Source organism: Rhodococcus sp. WS3, assembly GCF_003797085.1.
Taxonomy (GTDB): domain Bacteria; phylum Actinomycetota; class Actinomycetes; order Mycobacteriales; family Mycobacteriaceae; genus Rhodococcus_F; species Rhodococcus_F globerula.
Genome location: NZ_RKMA01000001.1, coordinates 1,144,371 through 1,161,599, shown reverse-complemented (window position 1 = coordinate 1,161,599; position 17,229 = coordinate 1,144,371). Strand labels below are relative to the sequence as shown.

At 62.9% G+C, this 17,229-nt stretch carries 20 protein-coding genes and 4 tRNA genes; 20 read left to right on the top strand and 4 right to left on the bottom strand.

Going from position 1 to position 17,229, the window contains the following annotated elements; all coding sequences use genetic code 11:
• Positions 1–48 precede the first annotated feature (48 nt).
• Genes EEB13_RS05170 through EEB13_RS05160 form a run of 3 tightly spaced genes read left to right on the top strand, consistent with a single transcriptional unit; the run spans position 49 to position 2,200 of the window.
• The gene (locus EEB13_RS05170; protein ID WP_045071274.1) at positions 49–693 is read left to right on the top strand and encodes a PaaI family thioesterase; all 645 of its coding nucleotides are present in this window, start codon (positions 49–51) and stop codon (positions 691–693) included.
• Between the two features lies 1 nt (position 694).
• Positions 695–1,705, top strand: coding sequence for an o-succinylbenzoate synthase (locus EEB13_RS05165; RefSeq protein WP_141484746.1), 1,011 nt, complete (start codon positions 695–697; stop codon positions 1,703–1,705).
• 48 nt (positions 1,706–1,753) lie between these two features.
• Complete coding sequence (locus tag EEB13_RS05160) at positions 1,754–2,200, top strand: DUF6918 family protein (protein WP_033236504.1); 447 nt, start codon at positions 1,754–1,756, stop codon at positions 2,198–2,200.
• A gap of 67 nt (positions 2,201–2,267) precedes the next feature.
• Here the strand turns inward: EEB13_RS05160 and EEB13_RS05155 are convergent, their stop codons facing one another.
• Both EEB13_RS05155 and EEB13_RS05150 read right to left on the bottom strand, forming a co-directional pair.
• Positions 2,268–3,095, bottom strand: coding sequence for a siderophore-interacting protein (locus tag EEB13_RS05155; RefSeq protein ID WP_141484745.1), 828 nt, complete (start codon positions 3,093–3,095; stop codon positions 2,268–2,270).
• A gap of 43 nt (positions 3,096–3,138) precedes the next feature.
• On the bottom strand, positions 3,139–3,738 hold the full coding sequence (locus tag EEB13_RS05150) for a flavin reductase family protein (RefSeq protein ID WP_141484744.1): 600 nt from the start codon (positions 3,736–3,738) through the stop codon (positions 3,139–3,141).
• 67 nt (positions 3,739–3,805) lie between these two features.
• Here EEB13_RS05150 and menD point away from each other — a divergent pair, with 67 nt between their 5' ends.
• From menD to EEB13_RS05130, 4 genes are read left to right on the top strand one after another with little or no spacing between them, the layout of a single operon-like run.
• Complete coding sequence (gene menD, locus EEB13_RS05145; protein WP_033236476.1) at positions 3,806–5,419, top strand: 2-succinyl-5-enolpyruvyl-6-hydroxy-3-cyclohexene-1-carboxylic-acid synthase; 1,614 nt, start codon at positions 3,806–3,808, stop codon at positions 5,417–5,419.
• A complete protein-coding gene (locus EEB13_RS05140) occupies positions 5,416–5,859 on the top strand; it encodes a DUF3592 domain-containing protein (RefSeq protein ID WP_033236475.1) in 444 nt (147 codons plus the stop codon). The genes menD and EEB13_RS05140 overlap by 4 nt, the downstream gene beginning before the upstream one ends.
• A 57-nt stretch (positions 5,860–5,916) precedes the next feature.
• Entirely contained in the window at positions 5,917–7,059 is a 1,143-nt protein-coding gene (locus EEB13_RS05135; RefSeq protein WP_222839786.1) for a glycosyltransferase family 4 protein, read from the top strand.
• 37 nt (positions 7,060–7,096) lie between these two features.
• Positions 7,097–7,795 carry a demethylmenaquinone methyltransferase gene (locus EEB13_RS05130; RefSeq protein WP_033236474.1) on the top strand — a complete coding sequence of 233 codons (699 nt, stop codon included), beginning with the start codon at positions 7,097–7,099 and terminating at the stop codon, positions 7,793–7,795.
• 11 nt (positions 7,796–7,806) lie between these two features.
• Here the strand turns inward: EEB13_RS05130 and EEB13_RS05125 are convergent, their stop codons facing one another.
• The gene (locus EEB13_RS05125) at positions 7,807–9,069 is read right to left on the bottom strand and encodes a geranylgeranyl reductase family protein (protein WP_033236501.1); all 1,263 of its coding nucleotides are present in this window, start codon (positions 9,067–9,069) and stop codon (positions 7,807–7,809) included.
• A gap of 104 nt (positions 9,070–9,173) precedes the next feature.
• Between EEB13_RS05125 and EEB13_RS05120 the strand changes: the two genes are divergently transcribed.
• Positions 9,174–10,223, top strand: coding sequence for a polyprenyl synthetase family protein (locus tag EEB13_RS05120; protein ID WP_045071268.1), 1,050 nt, complete (start codon positions 9,174–9,176; stop codon positions 10,221–10,223).
• A 96-nt stretch (positions 10,224–10,319) separates the two neighbouring features.
• The gene (htpX, locus tag EEB13_RS05115) at positions 10,320–11,225 is read left to right on the top strand and encodes a zinc metalloprotease HtpX (RefSeq protein ID WP_141484743.1); all 906 of its coding nucleotides are present in this window, start codon (positions 10,320–10,322) and stop codon (positions 11,223–11,225) included.
• A gap of 71 nt (positions 11,226–11,296) precedes the next feature.
• On the opposite strand, the gene EEB13_RS05110 is transcribed toward htpX, so the two are convergent.
• Positions 11,297–11,788, bottom strand: a complete 492-nt coding sequence (locus tag EEB13_RS05110; RefSeq protein ID WP_033236471.1) for a YajQ family cyclic di-GMP-binding protein — start codon at positions 11,786–11,788, stop codon at positions 11,297–11,299.
• Between the two features lie 222 nt (positions 11,789–12,010).
• Between EEB13_RS05110 and EEB13_RS05105 the strand changes: the two genes are divergently transcribed.
• The 11 genes from EEB13_RS05105 to rplA all read left to right on the top strand — a co-directional run bounded on the left by EEB13_RS05105 (position 12,011) and on the right by rplA (position 17,036).
• A tRNA-Tyr gene (locus tag EEB13_RS05105) sits at positions 12,011–12,093 on the top strand.
• Between the two features lie 426 nt (positions 12,094–12,519).
• A tRNA-Thr gene (locus tag EEB13_RS05100) sits at positions 12,520–12,592 on the top strand.
• A gap of 45 nt (positions 12,593–12,637) precedes the next feature.
• Positions 12,638–12,710: transfer RNA gene (locus tag EEB13_RS05095), tRNA-Met, on the top strand.
• 61 nt (positions 12,711–12,771) lie between these two features.
• Positions 12,772–12,939 carry a 50S ribosomal protein L33 gene (gene rpmG, locus EEB13_RS05090; protein ID WP_003941903.1) on the top strand — a complete coding sequence of 56 codons (168 nt, stop codon included), beginning with the start codon at positions 12,772–12,774 and terminating at the stop codon, positions 12,937–12,939.
• Between the two features lie 155 nt (positions 12,940–13,094).
• Positions 13,095–13,580, top strand: a complete 486-nt coding sequence (gene hadA / locus EEB13_RS05085) for a (3R)-hydroxyacyl-ACP dehydratase subunit HadA (RefSeq protein ID WP_172936632.1) — start codon at positions 13,095–13,097, stop codon at positions 13,578–13,580.
• Positions 13,567–13,992: a (3R)-hydroxyacyl-ACP dehydratase subunit HadB gene (gene hadB / locus EEB13_RS05080; protein WP_033236469.1), complete on the top strand. Its 426-nt coding sequence runs from the start codon at positions 13,567–13,569 to the stop codon at positions 13,990–13,992. Before hadA ends, hadB begins: the two co-directional genes overlap by 14 nt.
• Positions 13,993–14,178: 186 nt before the next feature.
• Positions 14,179–14,251: transfer RNA gene (locus EEB13_RS05075), tRNA-Trp, on the top strand.
• Between the two features lie 31 nt (positions 14,252–14,282).
• Complete coding sequence (secE, locus tag EEB13_RS05070) at positions 14,283–14,774, top strand: preprotein translocase subunit SecE (protein WP_033236468.1); 492 nt, start codon at positions 14,283–14,285, stop codon at positions 14,772–14,774.
• 83 nt (positions 14,775–14,857) lie between these two features.
• Positions 14,858–15,709 carry a transcription termination/antitermination protein NusG gene (gene nusG / locus EEB13_RS05065; RefSeq protein WP_033236467.1) on the top strand — a complete coding sequence of 284 codons (852 nt, stop codon included), beginning with the start codon at positions 14,858–14,860 and terminating at the stop codon, positions 15,707–15,709.
• Positions 15,710–15,770: 61 nt separating this feature from the next.
• On the top strand, positions 15,771–16,205 hold the full coding sequence (gene rplK / locus EEB13_RS05060; protein WP_033236466.1) for a 50S ribosomal protein L11: 435 nt from the start codon (positions 15,771–15,773) through the stop codon (positions 16,203–16,205).
• A 111-nt stretch (positions 16,206–16,316) separates the two neighbouring features.
• Positions 16,317–17,036 (top strand): 50S ribosomal protein L1, encoded by a 720-nt coding sequence (gene rplA, locus EEB13_RS05055; protein ID WP_003941982.1) that lies wholly within the window; start codon positions 16,317–16,319, stop codon positions 17,034–17,036.
• Positions 17,037–17,229 lie beyond the last annotated feature (193 nt).

Genomic DNA, 17,229 nt, shown 5'->3' with positions numbered 1-17,229 from the left:
CGAGTACCTGGAGTAGAACATGTTCCCCCACGCGCTAACGTGCAGGTCATGAGCGAACCCACCGTAGAAGGCAAGGAGACCGTCGTTCCCGACGAGCGTCGAGGCGGTTTCCCGGTCTTCCGCCACACACCTGCAGGTCCCGACTTCGGTCGTTTCGTCGAGGCGATGCGCAGGTTGCAGGACCTGGCGGTGTCGACGCACGTCCCTGACGAAGTTCTCGCGGAGATCGCCACGCAAGCGGAGGAACTTGCCGATCGACTGGCCCCGCACGAGGTGCCCGAAGGGGCGTCGCCTGCAGGCTCGAATATTCAGTTGCCTGGTCGCGGCAGTCTCCTCATGCCGCCCTGGACAATCGAGAGATTCGACGCCGAAGGTGTGCGCAGCACCGGCATGTTCCGGCGCTACCACCTCGGTGGCAACGGCGCGGCGCACGGCGGAATCGTGCCGTTGCTGTTCGACGACATCTTCGGCATGACCACCCACGCGGGTGGCCGCCCGATGTCGCGAACCGGTTACCTGCACATCAACTACCGCGCGATCACCCCGCTGAACACGCAATTGGTGATCGAAGGAAAAGTGGATCGGGTGGAGGGCCGTAAGACGTTTGTCAGTGCACGGCTGACCGACCTCGACGGAAAGCTACTTGTCGACGGTGACGCGCTCATGATCGAGCTACTCCCCGGTCAGCCCTGACATGTCTCCCATCTTCGAGTTGCCGTCGTTCGACGATCTGATCGCCGACGCAGTTGTGGTGAGTTTGCCGATGCGGGTGCGTTTTCGCGGGATCACGACGCGTGAGGCGCTGCTTCTGCGCGGCCCGGCAGGATGGGGGGAGTTCGCTCCGTTTGTCGAGTACGACGACGAGGAAGCCGCGCACTGGCTGCGCGCCGGCATCGAAGCCGCGTGGCTCGGCCCCCCGCCTGCGATTCGGGCCACGGTGCCGGTCAACGCCACGGTTCCCGCGATCGACGCGTCGGCGGTGCCGGAATTGTTGGAGCGTTTTCCCGGATCGCGAACAGCCAAGATCAAGGTCGCCGAAAAAGGACAGTCGTTGGCGGATGACGTTGCCCGGGTGAACGAGGTCCGTCGGCACATCCCCAATGTGCGTGTCGACGCAAACGGTGGGTGGAGCGTCGACGAGGCCGTTGTGGCGCTGCGGGCGCTGACCGAAGGCGGTGAACTCGAGTACGCGGAGCAGCCGTGCGCAAGCGTCGAGGAACTGGTGCGGGTGCGCGCAGCGGGGACGGGTGTGCGGATTGCCGCGGACGAGAGCATCAGGCGCGCGGAAGATCCGCTGCGAGTGGTGCGCGCTGGAGGAGCAGACGTCGCGATAGTGAAGGTGCCCCCGCTCGGCGGTATGCGCGCGGTGGTCGCGTTGAGTACTCAACTGGCCGAGTACGGCGTGCCGGTGGTGGTGTCCAGTGCGCTCGATACGGCAGTCGGGATGGCGTCGGGGCTCGCGGCCGCAGCTGCGTTGCCCGAGTTGCCGTTTGCGTGCGGATTGGGCACTGGCGGGCTGTTCGTCCGGGACGTCGCAGTTATCGATCCGGCAATCTCGGGTGCTCTGTCCGTCGGCGCGGTCGAGCCTGATCCGTCGATCCTCGCGCAGCTGACGGCCACGCCCGAACGCACCGCGTGGTGGCTGGGCCGCGTCCGCCGCTGTCATCGGATACTCGATCAACGAGGCGCGCTGAATTTCGTATAGTGTCGGGCCCGACCTGATGAACATCAGTCAAGAATGAAGGGATCGAAAGTGGTTGCAGCTCTGAACGAAACCCTGCTCGAGGATTCACGGCTTCCCGCGGTCGTCGCGGACGTGCAGACCTTGATCGACGCAGAGGTTTCGGATAAGTCGGGGGCCTCAGGGCTAGCTCTCAAGGGCGGCTACGGCGCAGTCAAGAAGGTGAGCCCGTCCATCGTGCCGGACGCAGTCACCGCACTTCTGCCCGAATTCGTGGCAAAGCTCGAGCCGTACTGGCAGGAATTCTCCGCCTCGGGCGGCGGAAGCTTCGCGGAGTTCATCACGGCTCGCGGCGACGCCGTTGCCAACTCACTGCTCCAGGTGACGGACGAGCGCATCGAAGGCAGCGACAAGGCCGTCGTCAAGTCGATGTACTCCAAGCTGCGTGGTTCGGCGCAGAAGCACGTAACGGCCGCACTGCCGCGTCTGGGTGATCTGATCCAGAAGCACGCCGCATAAGTTCGACCAGCACGACACAGAGCGGCCCGGGAGGTTTCACTCCCGGGCCGCTCTTCGTTGTGCCAGATCAGTTCGCTGCGTGGCCGTCGCGCCAGAACCCGGTGAACGTGATGTCGGTTTTCGGGAACTTGCGGTCGTTCACGAGGTGGCGTCGTAGCCCGCTGGTGAGGGCCTGCTCGCCGGCGACAAACGTGTACGACGGGCCTTCGGGAAGTTCGGCCGCGCGAACAGCCTCGAGGGCAAGTGCTCCGGGCTTGGTGTCTGTGTCTTCCCGGATGATCCAATGCACGTTCACGTGAGCGAGCTGCGGGAGGTCCTGCTTGTCCTCGACGTTCGGGACCTCGATGAAGACCTCTGCCCGCAGATCGGCGTCTGCAGTCTCGAGAATTCCGGCGATTGCCGGTAGGGCACTTTCGTCTCCGACCAGGAGTTGCCAGGTGCAGTCGGGAGTCGGGTTGTAGATGCAGCCCTCGTCGAGAAGCGCTACCTTGTCGCCGCTCGAGGCCGTGTCAGCCCACGCGGATGCCGGACCGATATCGCCGTGAAAGGCGAAGTCGATGTCGATTTCCGCTGTGTCGCCGAAGAGCCCGGATCCGGCGGGCCGGTACTCGCGGATCGTGTAATTACGCACCACGGGACGGGTGTCCTTGGACATCACCAGGTACTGCGCATACCAGAGGTTGTTTGCCGCGGACGGCAGTCGCAGCTCACTCTGGCCGGCTTGCGGAATGAAGAGGCGGAACCAGTGATCGGCGCCCATCGGGGTGATGGTGCCCAGCTCCTCGCCGGCAATCGTGATGCGGATGAAGGTGGGACTGATCCGTTTGTTCGCGACAACTTCGGCTGACGTGATGCTGCGTGACACCGGTTTCACGAACTTGGAACGCTTGGCCATGACGGAACCCTCGATCGACGACAGTAGGTCAGGCAATCCTAACTTATCGTTTCGGTCTGCTGGGCCGCTCTTTGACGACAACCTCCGGCGGCAGGCCCCATTCCGAGCGGCCCAACCGACTCAAAGGTGCCAACGCCGCGAACTCCGGCAAGCCGTCGTCGGCCAACGCGTCTGGGCGAACCGCGACGGCAACAACGTCGCCCATCACCACAAACGAATCACCGACCTCGATGACCTGGCGCAACGTGCATTCGATCGCAACCGGCGATTCCGCGACCCGAAGCGGGCGCACGCGTTCGCTCGGCTCACTGCGAATACCCAACTCGAGAAACTCGTCGGCGTCGGGAGCGTAGGGGGCCGAACTGTCGTTGATCATGTCGAACAACGACGCCGTTGCCACGTTGATCACGAACTCGCCGGTCGCCTCGATGTTGCGCAAACTGTCCTTGCGGCCAACCGAGGTGAACTGCACCACCGGCGGGGCCGCACTGGCCACGGTGAAGAAGCTGTGCGGCGCCAGATTGCCGACGCCGTCGGCCGAGAGCGTCGACACCCAGGCGATCGGCCGCGGAACCACCGTCGCCGTGAGCAACTGATAGAACCGGCGGGGTGAGGTGTCGGAGGGATCGAAGAGTGTGCGCACTCACACATGGTGCCGCAGACTCGCCCCTCGGAACGGCCCGGCCCGAACATCTGACACTCTTGAAGGCGTGAATCCGTCCACAGCACAAGCCACAGCCGTCGTCGACGAACTGGTTCGTGGTGGCGTGCGTGAAGTCGTGCTCTGCCCAGGCTCACGCAACGCGCCGCTCGCATTTGCCCTTCAGTCCGCAGACATCGAGGGACGCCTGCGTCTGCACATGCGGATCGACGAGCGGACAGCCGGCTTCCTCGCGCTCGGACTGGCAATCGCCGGCAAGCGTCCGGTGCCGATCGTCATGACGTCCGGAACGGCCGTCGCGAACCTCGGACCCGCAGTGCTCGAAGCGAACTACGCACGAGTGCCTCTGGTAGTCTTGAGCGCCAACCGGCCGTACGAAATGCTCGGAACCGGCGCCAACCAGACCGTCGAGCAACTCGGATTGTTCGGCAGCCAGGTGCGCGCCACCATCAGCCTCGGGCTGGCCGAAGACGATACGACGCAGAACAGCCAGTGGCGTTCCGCGGTGTGCCGGGTACTCGCCGCTGCCCGTGGAACCCGGTCAGGCAACGCCGGGCCCGTGCACTTCGACATACCGTTGCGCGAACCGCTGGTTCCCGACGTGCATCTGCAGGGGCCGGTTCCGGAAGGTCGGCCAGGCGGCGCAGCGTGGACCACCACGCAGAACGCAACACTCGACGTCCCCCTCGACCTGGATCTGACCGCAGACACCGTTGTCGTCTCCGGCCACGGCAGCGCGCTGCGACCCGAACTCGCCGGACTGCCGACCGTCGCCGAACCCACCGCGCCGCTGCACGGAATTGCGTTGCATCCCCTGGCTCTGGCGCAACTCAAACCCCGGCAGGTAGTCATCACCGGCCGTCCCACGCTGCATCGTCAGGTGTCCAAGGTGCTGGCCGACCCGAGCGTTGACGTCTATGCGCTCACTACCGGGCCGCGCTGGCCCGACGTGTCCGGCAACGTCCTTGCCACCGGAACCCGGGCCGTCGTGAGCGGAACACCGGACCCGGCGTGGATCGCGCGATGCATGTCGCTGACCGAGCACGCCGACGCGGCCGTCGCCAAGCAGCTGGCTGCCCACCCCAAGGCCACCGGCCTGCACGTAGCCGCAGCGGTGATGGGTTCTCTGGGCGACGGTGACCAGTTGCTGCTCGGAGCCTCCAACCCGGTACGCGACGCGGCGCTGGTGAGTTACCCGAAGTCGTCGGTGCGAGTGCTGTCCAACCGCGGCGTCGCCGGGATCGACGGCACGGTCTCGGCCGCGGTCGGCGCTGCTCTGGCCTACGACGAGGGACGAACAATCGCCCTGATGGGCGACCTCACCTTCCTGCACGATGCCTCCGGGCTCCTGATCGGGACCGGGGAACCGCGGCCTCGCGACCTCACGATCATCGTCGCCAACGACGACGGCGGCGGAATATTCGAACTGCTCGAGCAAGGCGATCCGCAGTACGCCGGAGTGTTCGAGCGTGTCTTCGGCACGCCACACGGCATGGACCTGGCAGCACTGTGCGCCGCCTACCGCGTTCCGCACACCGCCGTGAGCGTCGACAAGCTCACGGAAGCGCTGGCACAACCCGCTGCAGGTATCCGGGTTCTCGAGGTTCCCACCGACCGCAGCGGTTTGCGGGAACTGCACGCATCAGTGCGAGCGCAACTGTGAGCGACGTGGTTCTGCGCCGTTTCCGCATCGGAATCCTCGTCGTTGCGATCGGCATTTCGGTTCTCGCGGTCATCCTCGTACTCGGTGCCTGGCGGAACGACCGGACCATCGAATCGAACATGGGGACCGCAACCGCCGAGGTGCTTTCCGCCGGTTCGCTGCGGTCCGCTATCAGCTTCGTGACGCCGGACGGCGCGAACCACAATCCCGAACTCGGCGTGCTCTATCCCACCAATCTGACTGTCGGACAACGCATCGAGGTCGAGTACTACAAGACCGACCCCGACCTGGTCCGGGTGGCCGGCCGCAGCGCGAGTGTCGCGCTGATTCCCGCCGGATCGGTCATCGTCGTGACGTGGCTCCTGGCCGGACCCGCCGTCTGGTACCTGCGCAAACGTGAGGCCTTGGTGCGCACGTCAGAGCCCGTCACCTCGAATTAGCCTGCGCTTCACACGAACACGGCACGGACTTTCCCTCGCACTGTCACCGTGATCGGTGTGAGAGTAGCCATCGTTGCGGAGTCATTCCTGCCCAACATGAACGGCGTCACCAACTCGGTCCTACGCGTGCTCGAACATCTCGATCGAACCGGCCATGACGCGATGGTCATCGCGCCGGACACCGTGGGAAATGGGCACGCCCCCACCTGGCACGAAGGCGTCGCCGTGCACCGAGTGCCTGCCGTCATGGTTCCGAAAGTCAGTTCGCTACCGGTCGGACTGCCACAACCACGATTGACCGCCGCCGTTCGCGCCTTTGCGCCCGACGTCATGCACCTCGCGTCTCCCTTTCTCCTCGGCGCTGGGGGAGTAGGCATCGCCAAACGACTCCACGTTCCTACCGTCGCCGTCTATCAAACCGATGTCGCGGGCTTTGCCGAAAGCTACGGACTCGGCCTCACCAGCAGGGCAGCGTGGGCGTGGACCCGGCGAATTCACAAGAGCTGCATCAGAACCCTCGCGCCGTCCACCTCCGCCGTCGACGCCCTCGAAGAACACGGAATTCCCCGGGTCCACAAGTGGGCGAGGGGCGTCGACGCAGCAAGATTCGCGCCGTCGCGTCGTAGCTCCGCTCTGCGCCGAACCTGGAGCGGGGACAGTGATCGCCTGGTTGTCGGCTTTGTGGGACGGCTGGCGCCGGAGAAGCACGTCGAACGATTGGCCGCGTTGGCCGGAGATCGCAGCCTGCAACTCGTGATCGTCGGCGACGGCCCGGACCGAGAGCGCTTGCGCGCGCTGTTGCCCGACGCGGTCTTCACCGGCGCGCTCGGCGGAACCGATCTTGCCGAGGCCTACGCCAGCCTGGACGTTTTTGTGCACCCGGGAGAGCACGAGACGTTCTGCCAAGCCGTCCAGGAAGCGCTGGCGAGCGGTATACCCGTCGTCGGGCCGGACGCGGGCGGCCCGCGGGATCTCGTCTCGCATTGCCGCAACGGCTACCTCCTGCCGGTGGACAGATTCGGTGAACTTCTCCCCAGCGCAATCGACGCCCTCCGTCAGCGCGATCTGCGAGTGCAGTTCGGTTCGGCCGCTCGGCGGTCGGTCCTGCACCGGACGTGGCCGGCCATCTGCGACGAGTTGCTGAATCACTACGAGGACGTGCAAGGTCTTGGCCGGCGAACAGGCGCCCGAGCAGCCTGAACCAGCCCACTTCGCGAGTGTTGGTAGCGTTTGACGTGTGGCGACTACACACGGAACCCGGGCAACTCTCGACAAACAACCGCGCGAGGTCGCGTCGATGTTCGACGACGTCGCCGAGCGATACGACCTGACCAACACCGTGCTGTCCTTCGGCCAGGACAAAGGCTGGCGCAAGGCAACGCGAGAGGCCCTCGACCTCAAGCCGGGCGAGAAGGTTCTCGACCTCGCCGCAGGCACCGGAGTCTCGACCGTTGAACTGGGCCGGTCGGGCGCGTGGTGCGTCGCCACCGACTTCTCCAAGGGCATGCTGCAGGCAGGTCGCTCCCGCAAAGTCCCGATGGTGGCCGGCGACGCCATGTTCCTGCCATACGCCGACGACGTATTCGATGCCGCGACCATCTCCTTCGGTCTGCGCAACGTCTCCGATTTCGAGGCCGGCTTGCGGGAGATCGCCCGCGTCACCAAGCCAGGTGGACGCCTTGTCGTCAGTGAGTTCTCGACGCCCGTCTTCGGGCCCTTCCGCACCGTCTACATGGAGTACCTCATGAAGGCACTCCCACAGGTGGCCCGCGCCGTCAGCAGCAACCCCGACGCGTACGTCTACCTCGCCGAATCCATTCGCGCCTGGCCGACGCAGGAAGAACTCGCACGCAAGATCGAGGCAGCCGGGTGGAAGAACGTCAAGTGGCGCAACCTCACCGGCGGCGTCGTGGCGCTACATCACGCGACGCGCTGAACCTGCTGTAATCAGCCGAACAGCGGACGGGAGTCGATCCTTCGGGATGCGGCTCCCGACGCTCGCCAGGCCCGCGCCGTCAGATCAGCGTCGGCGTCGGTGACGAGGTTGCCCATCACCCTGACCGCGACGGTCATCATTGCCTTCGACCGCATCGCGATCGGGCCGGACGCGGGGAGGAACCGCGGAACCGTGAGCAGCCCGGCAAGACGCCGCGCGACGGAGAACGCCTGCCCGTAATGCTCGCGTAGGACGCTCGGCCACAGTTCGGTCAGATCGCCGTCGCCGAGGTGTTCGACGATCAACCGTCCACCCTCGAGGCCGTAGTCGATGCCCTCGCCGTTGAGTGGATTCACACACGCCGCGGCATCGCCGATGATCGCCCAGTTACGGCCGGCGATGTTGGATACCGCGCCGCCCATCGGTAGCAAAGCTGAAGCAACGGAATGGATTTCACTGTTCCACTGCCATTCGCCGCGGCGCTGATCGGTGTACAGATCCAGGAGCGGGCGCAATGCTCCGGGGGCCGGCCGCTTGGCTGTCGCAAGGGTGCCGACGCCGATGTTCACCTCGCCGGTGCCCAGCGGGAAAATCCAGCCGTATCCCGCCTGTAGGGTGCCGTCGCCGTCACGCAGTTCCAGGTGCGACGTAATCCAGGGATCGGCGCTGCGGGGAGTTCCGACATAAGCGCGCGCGGCCACTCCGTACGCGGTGTCCCGATGCCACTGCCGCCCCAGCTTCTTGCCGAGCGTCGAACGAACACCGTCGGCGACGATGAGGGTCTGGCACCGCAGAGTGCTGGTTCCGGAGGGGCCGGACAGCACAACTGCACTGACCCGATCACCGTCACGTTCGACGTCGACGGCTTTGGTGCCTTCCAGCATCACCGCACCGGACTCGATCGCGCATCGTCGGATCCGATCGTCCAGCTCGGCGCGGGGGACAGCGCTGCCGATAGAGGGGAACGCTGTGGACGGCCACTCCATTTCCAGCTCTTGGCCGAAGCCTGATAGCCGGAGTCCCTTGTTCGTCGTGTGTGACCTAACCCACTCTCCGAGGCCTAGTCGATCAAGCTCGGCGACGGCCCGCGGAGTGAGTCCATCACCACATGTCTTGTCTCGGGGGAACACGGCCGCATCGATCAGGACGACGTCGCGGCCACTGCGCGCGGCCCATGCAGCGGCCGAAGAACCCGCAGGACCTGCACCGATGACCACAATGTCAGTTTCGGTCGGCTGGGAATTCACGGCGGGGGACTGCTCTTCGGCGGACACACTCACATCTTCCCAGGCTCGTGATCGAGACCGTGGCGAGGCCGTGCCAAGTGCGAACCGCTAGGTTCACTACCGTGGGAACCGAGCCGTCACTGACGACAGGAATGGGTACTGACATCGTGAGCACCGAAAAAACTGCTGCCGACACAACGGCAGTGAGCACCGTCGTAGCGGGCATAGACCTGGGCGACGAGAAGCTTGCTGATGTTGTCCGTAGTGGACTCGCCGATGTCGAAGAGTTGTTGGTCAGCGAGCTGTCCGACGGGGAGGACTTCCTCACCGAAGCCGCCCTGCACCTCGCGCGCGCAGGTGGCAAGCGGTTCCGGCCGCTGTTCACGATCCTGACGGCCCAACTCGGACCCAATCCGACCGATCCGTCCATCGTCACCGCTGCCACGGTCACCGAACTCGTGCACCTCGCGACGCTCTATCACGACGACGTCATGGACGAGGCGGAGATGCGCCGCGGCGCACCCAGTGCAAATGCTCGCTGGGGCAACAGTATTGCCATCCTCGCCGGTGACTACCTGTTCGCTCACGCGTCAAGACTGGTGTCGACGCTCGGGCCCGAAGCCGTTCGCATCATCGCGGAAACGTTTGCCGAGTTGGTCACCGGACAGATGCGCGAGACGATCGGTGCCAGGCAGGAACAGGATCCGATCGAGCATTACCTCAAGGTCGTGTGGGAGAAAACCGGTTCGCTGATCGCCGCTTCCGGTCGATTCGGTGGAACTTTCTCGGGATCCGACGCCACCCAGATCGAACGACTCGAGCGACTCGGCGACGCCGTCGGCACCGCATTTCAAATCGTCGACGACATCATCGACATCTCCTCCGTTTCGGAACAGTCGGGTAAAACCCCTGGCACCGACCTGCGCGAGGGAGTCCACACGCTTCCTGTGCTGTACGCCTTCGAGGAAGAGGGCGCCGACGCGGATCGTCTTCGCGAGCTGCTTGCCGGCCCGGTCACCGAGGATGCTGACGTCGAGGAGGCCCTCGCCTTGCTCGAACGTTCACCGGGAATGACCAAAGCCAAAGCAAAGCTGGGCGAATATGTCGATGCAGCCCTGGCTCAGCTGGCAGAGTTGCCGCAAGGCCCGGCCAACGAGGCCCTCGTTCGCTTGATCGACTACACGGTTCGACGGGTTGGCTGACGTTTAACCGCGTACACCGTTCGCGTTGCCGCGGGAACCTGAACACCCCTGCTCTTCGTTGTGCTAACGGGTCGGCTGCAAAAGCCGCGAAGTTACATGCGAGCAGTCGAGCTCGTTACGGGTAAGGGGTTGAGCGCTGTGCACGGCTACGCAAACGGAGCCAAGACTTTCGGGCTGCTGCTGGGCATGTCTGCCCTGATCGTGTTCATCGGATCGTTGTTCGGCAACCCGACCATCTTGTGGTTATCCGTACTTTTTGCCGTCGGAATGAACGCCTACGTCTATTTCAACAGCGACAAGCTGGCGTTGCGGTCGATGCATGCCCAGCCCATCACCGAGGTCGAAGCGCCCGTGATCTATCGCATCGTGCGCGAACTGGCGACTACAGCGCATCAGCCGATGCCCAGGCTCTACATCAGCCCGACCAACGCACCGAATGCCTTCGCAACCGGCCGTAATCCGCGCCACGCTGCGGTATGTGTGACCAGCGGAATCATGGGTTTGTTGAACGAACGAGAACTGCGAGCAGTACTCGGGCACGAACTCTCACACGTCTACAACCGGGACATCCTGATCTCTTCGGTCGCCGGGGCCATGGCTGCCGTCATTTCCGGCCTGGCGAACTTCGCGATGTACGCCAGCATGTTCGGCGGACGAGGCAACGGTCAGGGAAGCAACCCGATTGCATTGCTGCTGGTCTCGCTTCTGGGACCGATCGCCGCCACCGTGGTCAAACTGGCGGTCTCGCGCTCACGGGAGTATCAGGCCGATCAATCGGGAGCCGAGCTCACCGGTGACCCACTGGCGCTGGCGTCGGCGCTACGAAAGCTGGAGGCAGGTGTAGCGGCGGCTCCGTTGCCCCCTGAGCCTCGATTGGCGGCGCAGTCGCATCTGATGATCGCAAACCCGTTCCGGGCGGGGGAGAAGATGAGCAGGCTCTTTTCGACGCATCCGCCGATGGCGGAGCGGATCGAGCGTTTGGAGAAGATGGCGGGCATGTAGGGGCCTTCGGCCCCGGTGCGCCTTTCTGGTCGTCGGAACTACCAAAAAGGCGCACAGGGGCGCAGCCCCTACTACCGGTAGTTCACGAACTGCAGGGCGATCCCGAAGTCCTCACCCTTGAGCAGGGAGATGACGCCCTGAAGGTCGTCGCGCTTCTTGCTGCTGACGCGCAGCTCCTCACCCTGGATCTGTGCTTTGACGCCCTTGGGGCCCTCGTCACGGATCTTCTTGGTGATCTTCTTCGCGTTCTCACTGGAGATGCCCTGGACCAACGTTCCGGACAGTTTGTAGATCTTTCCGGACTGTGCCGGCTCTCCCGCATCGAATGCCTTCAGGGAGATGTCCCGGCGAATCAACTTTTCCTTGAACACCTCGAGGGCCGCCAGCAAGCGCTCCTCGGTGTCGGCGTTCAACGTGATCGTTTCTTCACCCGACCACTCGATCGACGCACCGGTGTTCCGGAAGTCGAAGCGTGTGGTCAGCTCCTTGGCAGCTTGATGCAGGGCGTTGTCCACCTCTTGACGGTCTACTTTGCTCACCACGTCGAAGGACGAATCAGCCACTTCTACACTCCCGCTTTCCGGTAGTCACAACATCGAGGTCTGCCCACCTTCCGTGCCGGTGGACACCTCGACGTTATCGGGTCGGCACCGCCGCTCACCACCCGGTTTGCAAAATGGGGGTGGGTTCGTTGTATTCTTCTTTCCGCACCAAGGAAGCCGTTCTTGGCCGCTGCGCGTCGCGATATACTTGCGAGTGCATCGGATCAAGACCTGGTGCAGCACGGCAGATTGCCCGAGCGGCCAATGGGAGCGGACTGTAAATCCGTCGGCTTATGCCTACGTAGGTTCGAATCCTACATCTGCCACACCAAGTCAGCCCCGATCCTGAATCAGGATCGGGGCTGACTTTTTTGTGTTCGGCCCCGGCTGCTCCAGCTCAGGCTGTTCCGGCTCCGATCGCTTCGAGTGGTCGAAGGCGCAGCAGTAGGTAGATACAGAGTTGTAGATGCAGAGAAGCAGTGCGCTGTCGGCCGAGACGCGGTGTCGTCGTTCTCGGTGTCGTCGTTCTCAGCGTTCGTCGTTCTCGGGCACGAACGGCCGTAATTAGGCACGAGCGGCCGTCAATGGGCCGATATCCGTTGCGTCAAAGGCCTCGCCATGGGCTCGGATCGGTGCAACAATGGGCTGCGGCACTGATTTTGCCCCGATGACCTGGCGATTTGGTGCTGGAGCGCGTTCGTGTGTAATCTTTCGGAGGCTTCAAGAGAGCGGCAACGCACTCCGGAAGCCACGCCCCCTTAGCTCAGTCGGTAGAGCGTTTCCATGGTAAGGAAAAGGTCAACGGTTCGATTCCGTTAGGGGGCTCGCTGGATTGTGGTGCCGCGCTTTTTGCGCGACACTCGACACCGAGGCGGTGTAGCTCAGTTGGTAGAGCAAACGACTCATAATCGTTGCGTCGCCGGTTCAAGTCCGGTCACCGCTACACAATATGCATGATCCACCCTGATTGTTCGTAATCAGATACACCCGAAAGAAGGCATCCCGTGGCCTCCTCGACCGACGTTCGGCCCAAGATCACCTTGGCCTGCGAGGTATGCAAGCACCGTAACTACATCACCAAGAAGAATCGGCGCAACGACCCCGATCGCCTGGAGCTCAAGAAGTTCTGCCCCAACTGCGGAACTCACCAGTCGCATCGCGAGTCGAAGTAGCAAGTCCTTAACGGGACGACGATTTTCGCGGAAGACCCTCTTGGGGCCTGCGTCTTCGGGTCCTAGCTAGAAGAGAGTTTCTCCGCGTGACTGATTTGCAAGAGAACAAGGCAGCGGCCGAGGTCCCTACGGACCCGGCCGCTCATGCCGTCCAGATGGTCGGTCACCATTATCGTGTCGAAGACTTCTACGAGGTCGGGCGCGAGAAGGTGCGCGAGTTCGCTCGCTCCGTCCAGGATTCACATCCTGCGCATTACGACGAAACCGCTGCAAAGGGCCTCGGATACGACGGCCTGATTGCTCCGGTGACGTTTGTTGCGATCGTCGGCGGCATTGCCCAACGTCGACTCTTCGAAGAAGTTGTCACCGGCTACGACTTGAGTCAGATTCTCCATACGGATCAACGGATCGTGCTTCACGAACCGATTCAGGTGGGGGATCGACTGTTCTGCGACGTCTATCTGGATTCGTTCAGGCAGGCTGCAGGTAGTGACATCATCGTGACCAAGAACATCATCATCAACCAGCACGGTCGAGAGACCGTCACGATGTGGACAACCCTGGTTGCCCGCACCGGTGGTGAGGTGGACGAGAACATCGCCCACGCAGTCAAGGATGTGATGATGCATGTCGCTCCGTAAATTTTCCGACGTGAATGTCGGCGATCTTCTTCCTGAGAAGACCGTCACCGTCACGCGTGGAAACCTCGTCAATTACACGGGCGTATCGGGAGATCCAAACCCGATTCACTTCAGTGACGAGGTTGCTCGACTTGCCGGCCTGCCCGATGTGGTGGCGCACGGCATGCTCTCCATGGGCATGGGTGCCGGATACGTCACCGAATGGCTAGGGGACCCGGGTGCGGTAACCGAATACAATGTACGGTTTACTAGTCCGGTAATCGTGGCGGCCGACAAGGCCGCCGAGATCGAGTTCACCGCCAAGGTGAAGTCGATCGACGAAGACAGCAAGACTGCAGTACTGGCAATTGTGGCAAAATCCGAAGGTAGAAAAATCTTCGGCCGCGCCACGGCCACAGTCCGTCTGGCCTGATAGCCGGGTAGATTGTGTTTGTTCCGGGGCTTTGAAGTACACTGAGATTTCTGGGATTCCTCAGCGCTGCGCGCTGCCCTGAACGTCGCAAGATGTTCACATCGGGTAGCGCGTATGTTGTGTGATCGCAGAGCGGTTAACCGAACCAGCAGGGCATGAAAGTGCCGGGCTGCGGACGTCAACCAAAGGGGCGTAGCTCAACTGGCAGAGCAGCGGTCTCCAAAACCGCAGGTTGCAGGTTCAAGTCCTGTCGCCCCTGCCCCCGGATGCCAGCGACTGAGAGGATCGACGTGAGCGAGGATCGCGACAAGCGCGACGCCGACGCTTCGGACGCGGAGACTTCACCGTCTTCCGCTTCGAAGGCTGTCGACGACACTGCAGCTGACGCGGCCACGCGTTCCGATCTGTCGCTGGACAAGGGAGACGCCGTAGAGGCGGCTTCCGCATCAAGTGGGGTTTCCAACAAGCCGACCGGCAAGCGCGCTGCACGCGGCGCCTCGGTTGCAGCGTCCACCGTGAAGACTCCGGCTCGGACGGCGTCGCCGAAGGCGACTGCAAAGAACCCCGGTAAGAACCCCAAGGCGAAGAAGGACAACCTCTTCAAGCGCCTTCGCAAGTTCTTCCGCGAGGTCATCGCAGAACTCCGCAAGGTCATCTGGCCGAACCGTAAGCAGATGGTCACCTATACCAGCGTCGTGCTGGCGTTCGTGGTCTTCATGGTCGCTTTCATCAGCGGCGTCGATATCGCTGTGATCAAGGGCGTTACCTGGCTGTTCGGCTGATTGTCGAATCGTCGGGCGTCCTTGCCTGCGAGCGCGAGAAAGACCCGCACGGGTCCGAGTAACGAGAGGAAGCGAGTGCCCCAGTGAGCACCCCCGAGAATGACACGAATGAGGCCTTGGCCGAAGAGCGTGTTTCTGCCGAGGCGGCAGCCGAAGTAGACGTCGAGGCTGGCGAAGGCACCGATACCGACGCTGCCGAAGACGCTGCAGACGGCACCGAAGCCGCGCAGACCGAGGCAACCGAGGACATCATCTCCGAGGACGCCGAGAACTCCGACGACGCTGCTCCGGCAGCCGACATCGAAGTAGAAGATCCGGTTGCGGAACTGAAGGCTGCTCTGCGCCGCGCACCAGGCGACTGGTACGTCATCCACTCGTACGCCGGTTACGAGAACAAGGTCAAGACCAACCTCGAGACCCGCGTTCAGAACCTCGACGTCGGCGACTACATCTTCCAGGTGGAAGTTCCCACCGAAGAGGTCACCGAGATCAAGAACGGCCAGCGCAAGCAGGTCAACCGCAAGGTTCTCCCCGGCTACATCCTGGTCCGCATGGAACTCAACGACGAATCGTGGGGCGCAGTGCGCAACACGCCTGGCGTCACCGGATTTGTCGGTGCCACCTCGCGTCCGTCGCCGCTGTCTCTCAACGACGTCGTCAAGTTCCTGCTTCCTCAGCAAGAGCAGAAGAAGCAGCAGGCTGCAGCAGCTGCCGTCGCAGCAGGCGAGGCGCCGGTCGAGTCCTTCGGCAAGCCCCTCATCGAGGTGGACTTCGAGATCGGCGAATCCGTCACGGTCATGGACGGCCCGTTCGCGACATTGCCTGCCAGCATCAGCGAGGTCAACGGAGAGCAGCAGAAGCTCAAGGTCCTCGTATCGATCTTCGGACGTGAAACTCCGGTTGAGTTGAACTTCAACCAGGTCGCGAAGATCTAACCCCCACACTTGCACTGTTAGACGCAAGACACACACCCAAGCTAGAAACTAGGAACTAGAGATGCCCCCAAAGAAGAAGAAGCTCGCCGGGCTCATCAAGCTGCAGATCCAGGCAGGTCAGGCTAACCCTGCACCTCCCGTGGGTCCCGCGCTCGGTCAGCATGGCGTGAACATCATGGAGTTCTGCAAGGCCTACAACGCGGCGACTGAGTCCCAGCGCGGCAACGTTGTGCCGGTCGAGATCTCGGTCTACGAAGACCGGACCTTCGATTTCAAGCTGAAGACCCCTCCCGCTGCTCGACTGCTCCTCAAGGCAGCCGGCGTAGCCAAGGGCTCCGGCGAACCGCACAAGACCAAGGTTGCCTCGGTAACCATGGATCAGGTGCGCGAAATCGCGAAGACCAAGGCTGAAGACCTCAATGCCAATGACATCGAGCAGGCCGCGAAGATCATCGCCGGCACCGCTCGTTCCATGGGCATCACGGTCCAGGGCTAATTCAGCAGCTCCACAGCATCACGTGGGAGGGCCGGCCAGGCCCTGACCACAACTGAACCATTCACCACTGCATCAAGTAACTCTCTGCAGTGATAAGTAAGGACAGAAGAAATGGCAAAGCGCAGCAAGGCGTACCTCGCCGCCGCTGAGAAGATCGACGCAGACAAGCTCTACAGCCCGCTTCAGGCTGCAAAGCTCGCCAAGGAGACGTCGTCCACCAAGATGGATGCAACCGTAGAGGTTGCAGTTCGTCTGGGCGTCGACCCCCGTAAGGCTGACCAGATGGTCCGCGGAACGGTCAACCTGCCCCACGGCACCGGTAAGACCGCTCGCGTCATCGTGTTCGCCGTTGGCGAGAAGGCAGCAGAAGCCGAGGCTGCAGGCGCTGACGTAGTCGGTGCAGAAGACCTGATCGAGCGCATCCAGGGTGGATGGGTCGATTTCGACGCCGCAATCGCGACTCCTGATCAGATGGCCAAGGTCGGCCGCATCGCCCGTGTCCTCGGACCCCGTGGCCTGATGCCGAACCCCAAGACGGGCACCGTTACCGCGGATGTCACGAAGGCTGTCAACGACATCAAGGGCGGAAAGATCAACTTCCGCGTCGACAAGCAGGCCAACCTGCACTTCGTCATCGGCAAGGCATCGTTCGACGATGAGAAGCTGGTGGAGAACTACGGCGCAGCGCTGGACGAGATCCTGCGTGCGAAGCCCTCGTCGGCCAAGGGCCGCTACGTGAAGAAGATCACGGTTTCGACCACCACCGGTCCGGGCATCCCGGTGGATCCGAACCGTACCCGCAACCTCCTCGAGGATGCTGCAGACGCGTAAGCAGTCCGCTGAACTGAAAGAAGGCCGATAGGGATTACCTCCCTATCGGCCTTCTTTTTTGCATTCAGGGAGAGGGCCCAGGGGCGATTTGGTGATGTGTTGCCCGGTGAGGTAGTCTTCAACGCGGAGTTCAGTGCTGGATATGAACTTCACCCCAAAATCATGTTCTACCCAAGACCGTTGGTTATTGCGC

Bases quoted from the DNA above. Each gene is read 5' to 3' on its own strand.
- hadA (WP_172936632.1), top strand. From the start codon at position 13,095: ATGGTCGGTCACCATTATCGTGTCGAAGACTTCTACGAGGTCGGGCGC.
- EEB13_RS05155 (WP_141484745.1), bottom strand. From the start codon at position 3,095: ATGGCCAAGCGTTCCAAGTTCGTGAAACCGGTGTCACGCAGCATCACG.
- rplK (WP_033236466.1), top strand. From the start codon at position 15,771: ATGCCCCCAAAGAAGAAGAAGCTCGCCGGGCTCATCAAGCTGCAGATC.
- EEB13_RS05165 (WP_141484746.1), top strand. From the start codon at position 695: ATGTCTCCCATCTTCGAGTTGCCGTCGTTCGACGATCTGATCGCCGAC.
- EEB13_RS05170 (WP_045071274.1), top strand. From the start codon at position 49: ATGAGCGAACCCACCGTAGAAGGCAAGGAGACCGTCGTTCCCGACGAG.
- rplA (WP_003941982.1), top strand. From the start codon at position 16,317: ATGGCAAAGCGCAGCAAGGCGTACCTCGCCGCCGCTGAGAAGATCGAC.
- hadB (WP_033236469.1), top strand. From the start codon at position 13,567: ATGTCGCTCCGTAAATTTTCCGACGTGAATGTCGGCGATCTTCTTCCT.
- htpX (WP_141484743.1), top strand. From the start codon at position 10,320: ATGCGAGCAGTCGAGCTCGTTACGGGTAAGGGGTTGAGCGCTGTGCAC.
- EEB13_RS05120 (WP_045071268.1), top strand. From the start codon at position 9,174: ATGGGTACTGACATCGTGAGCACCGAAAAAACTGCTGCCGACACAACG.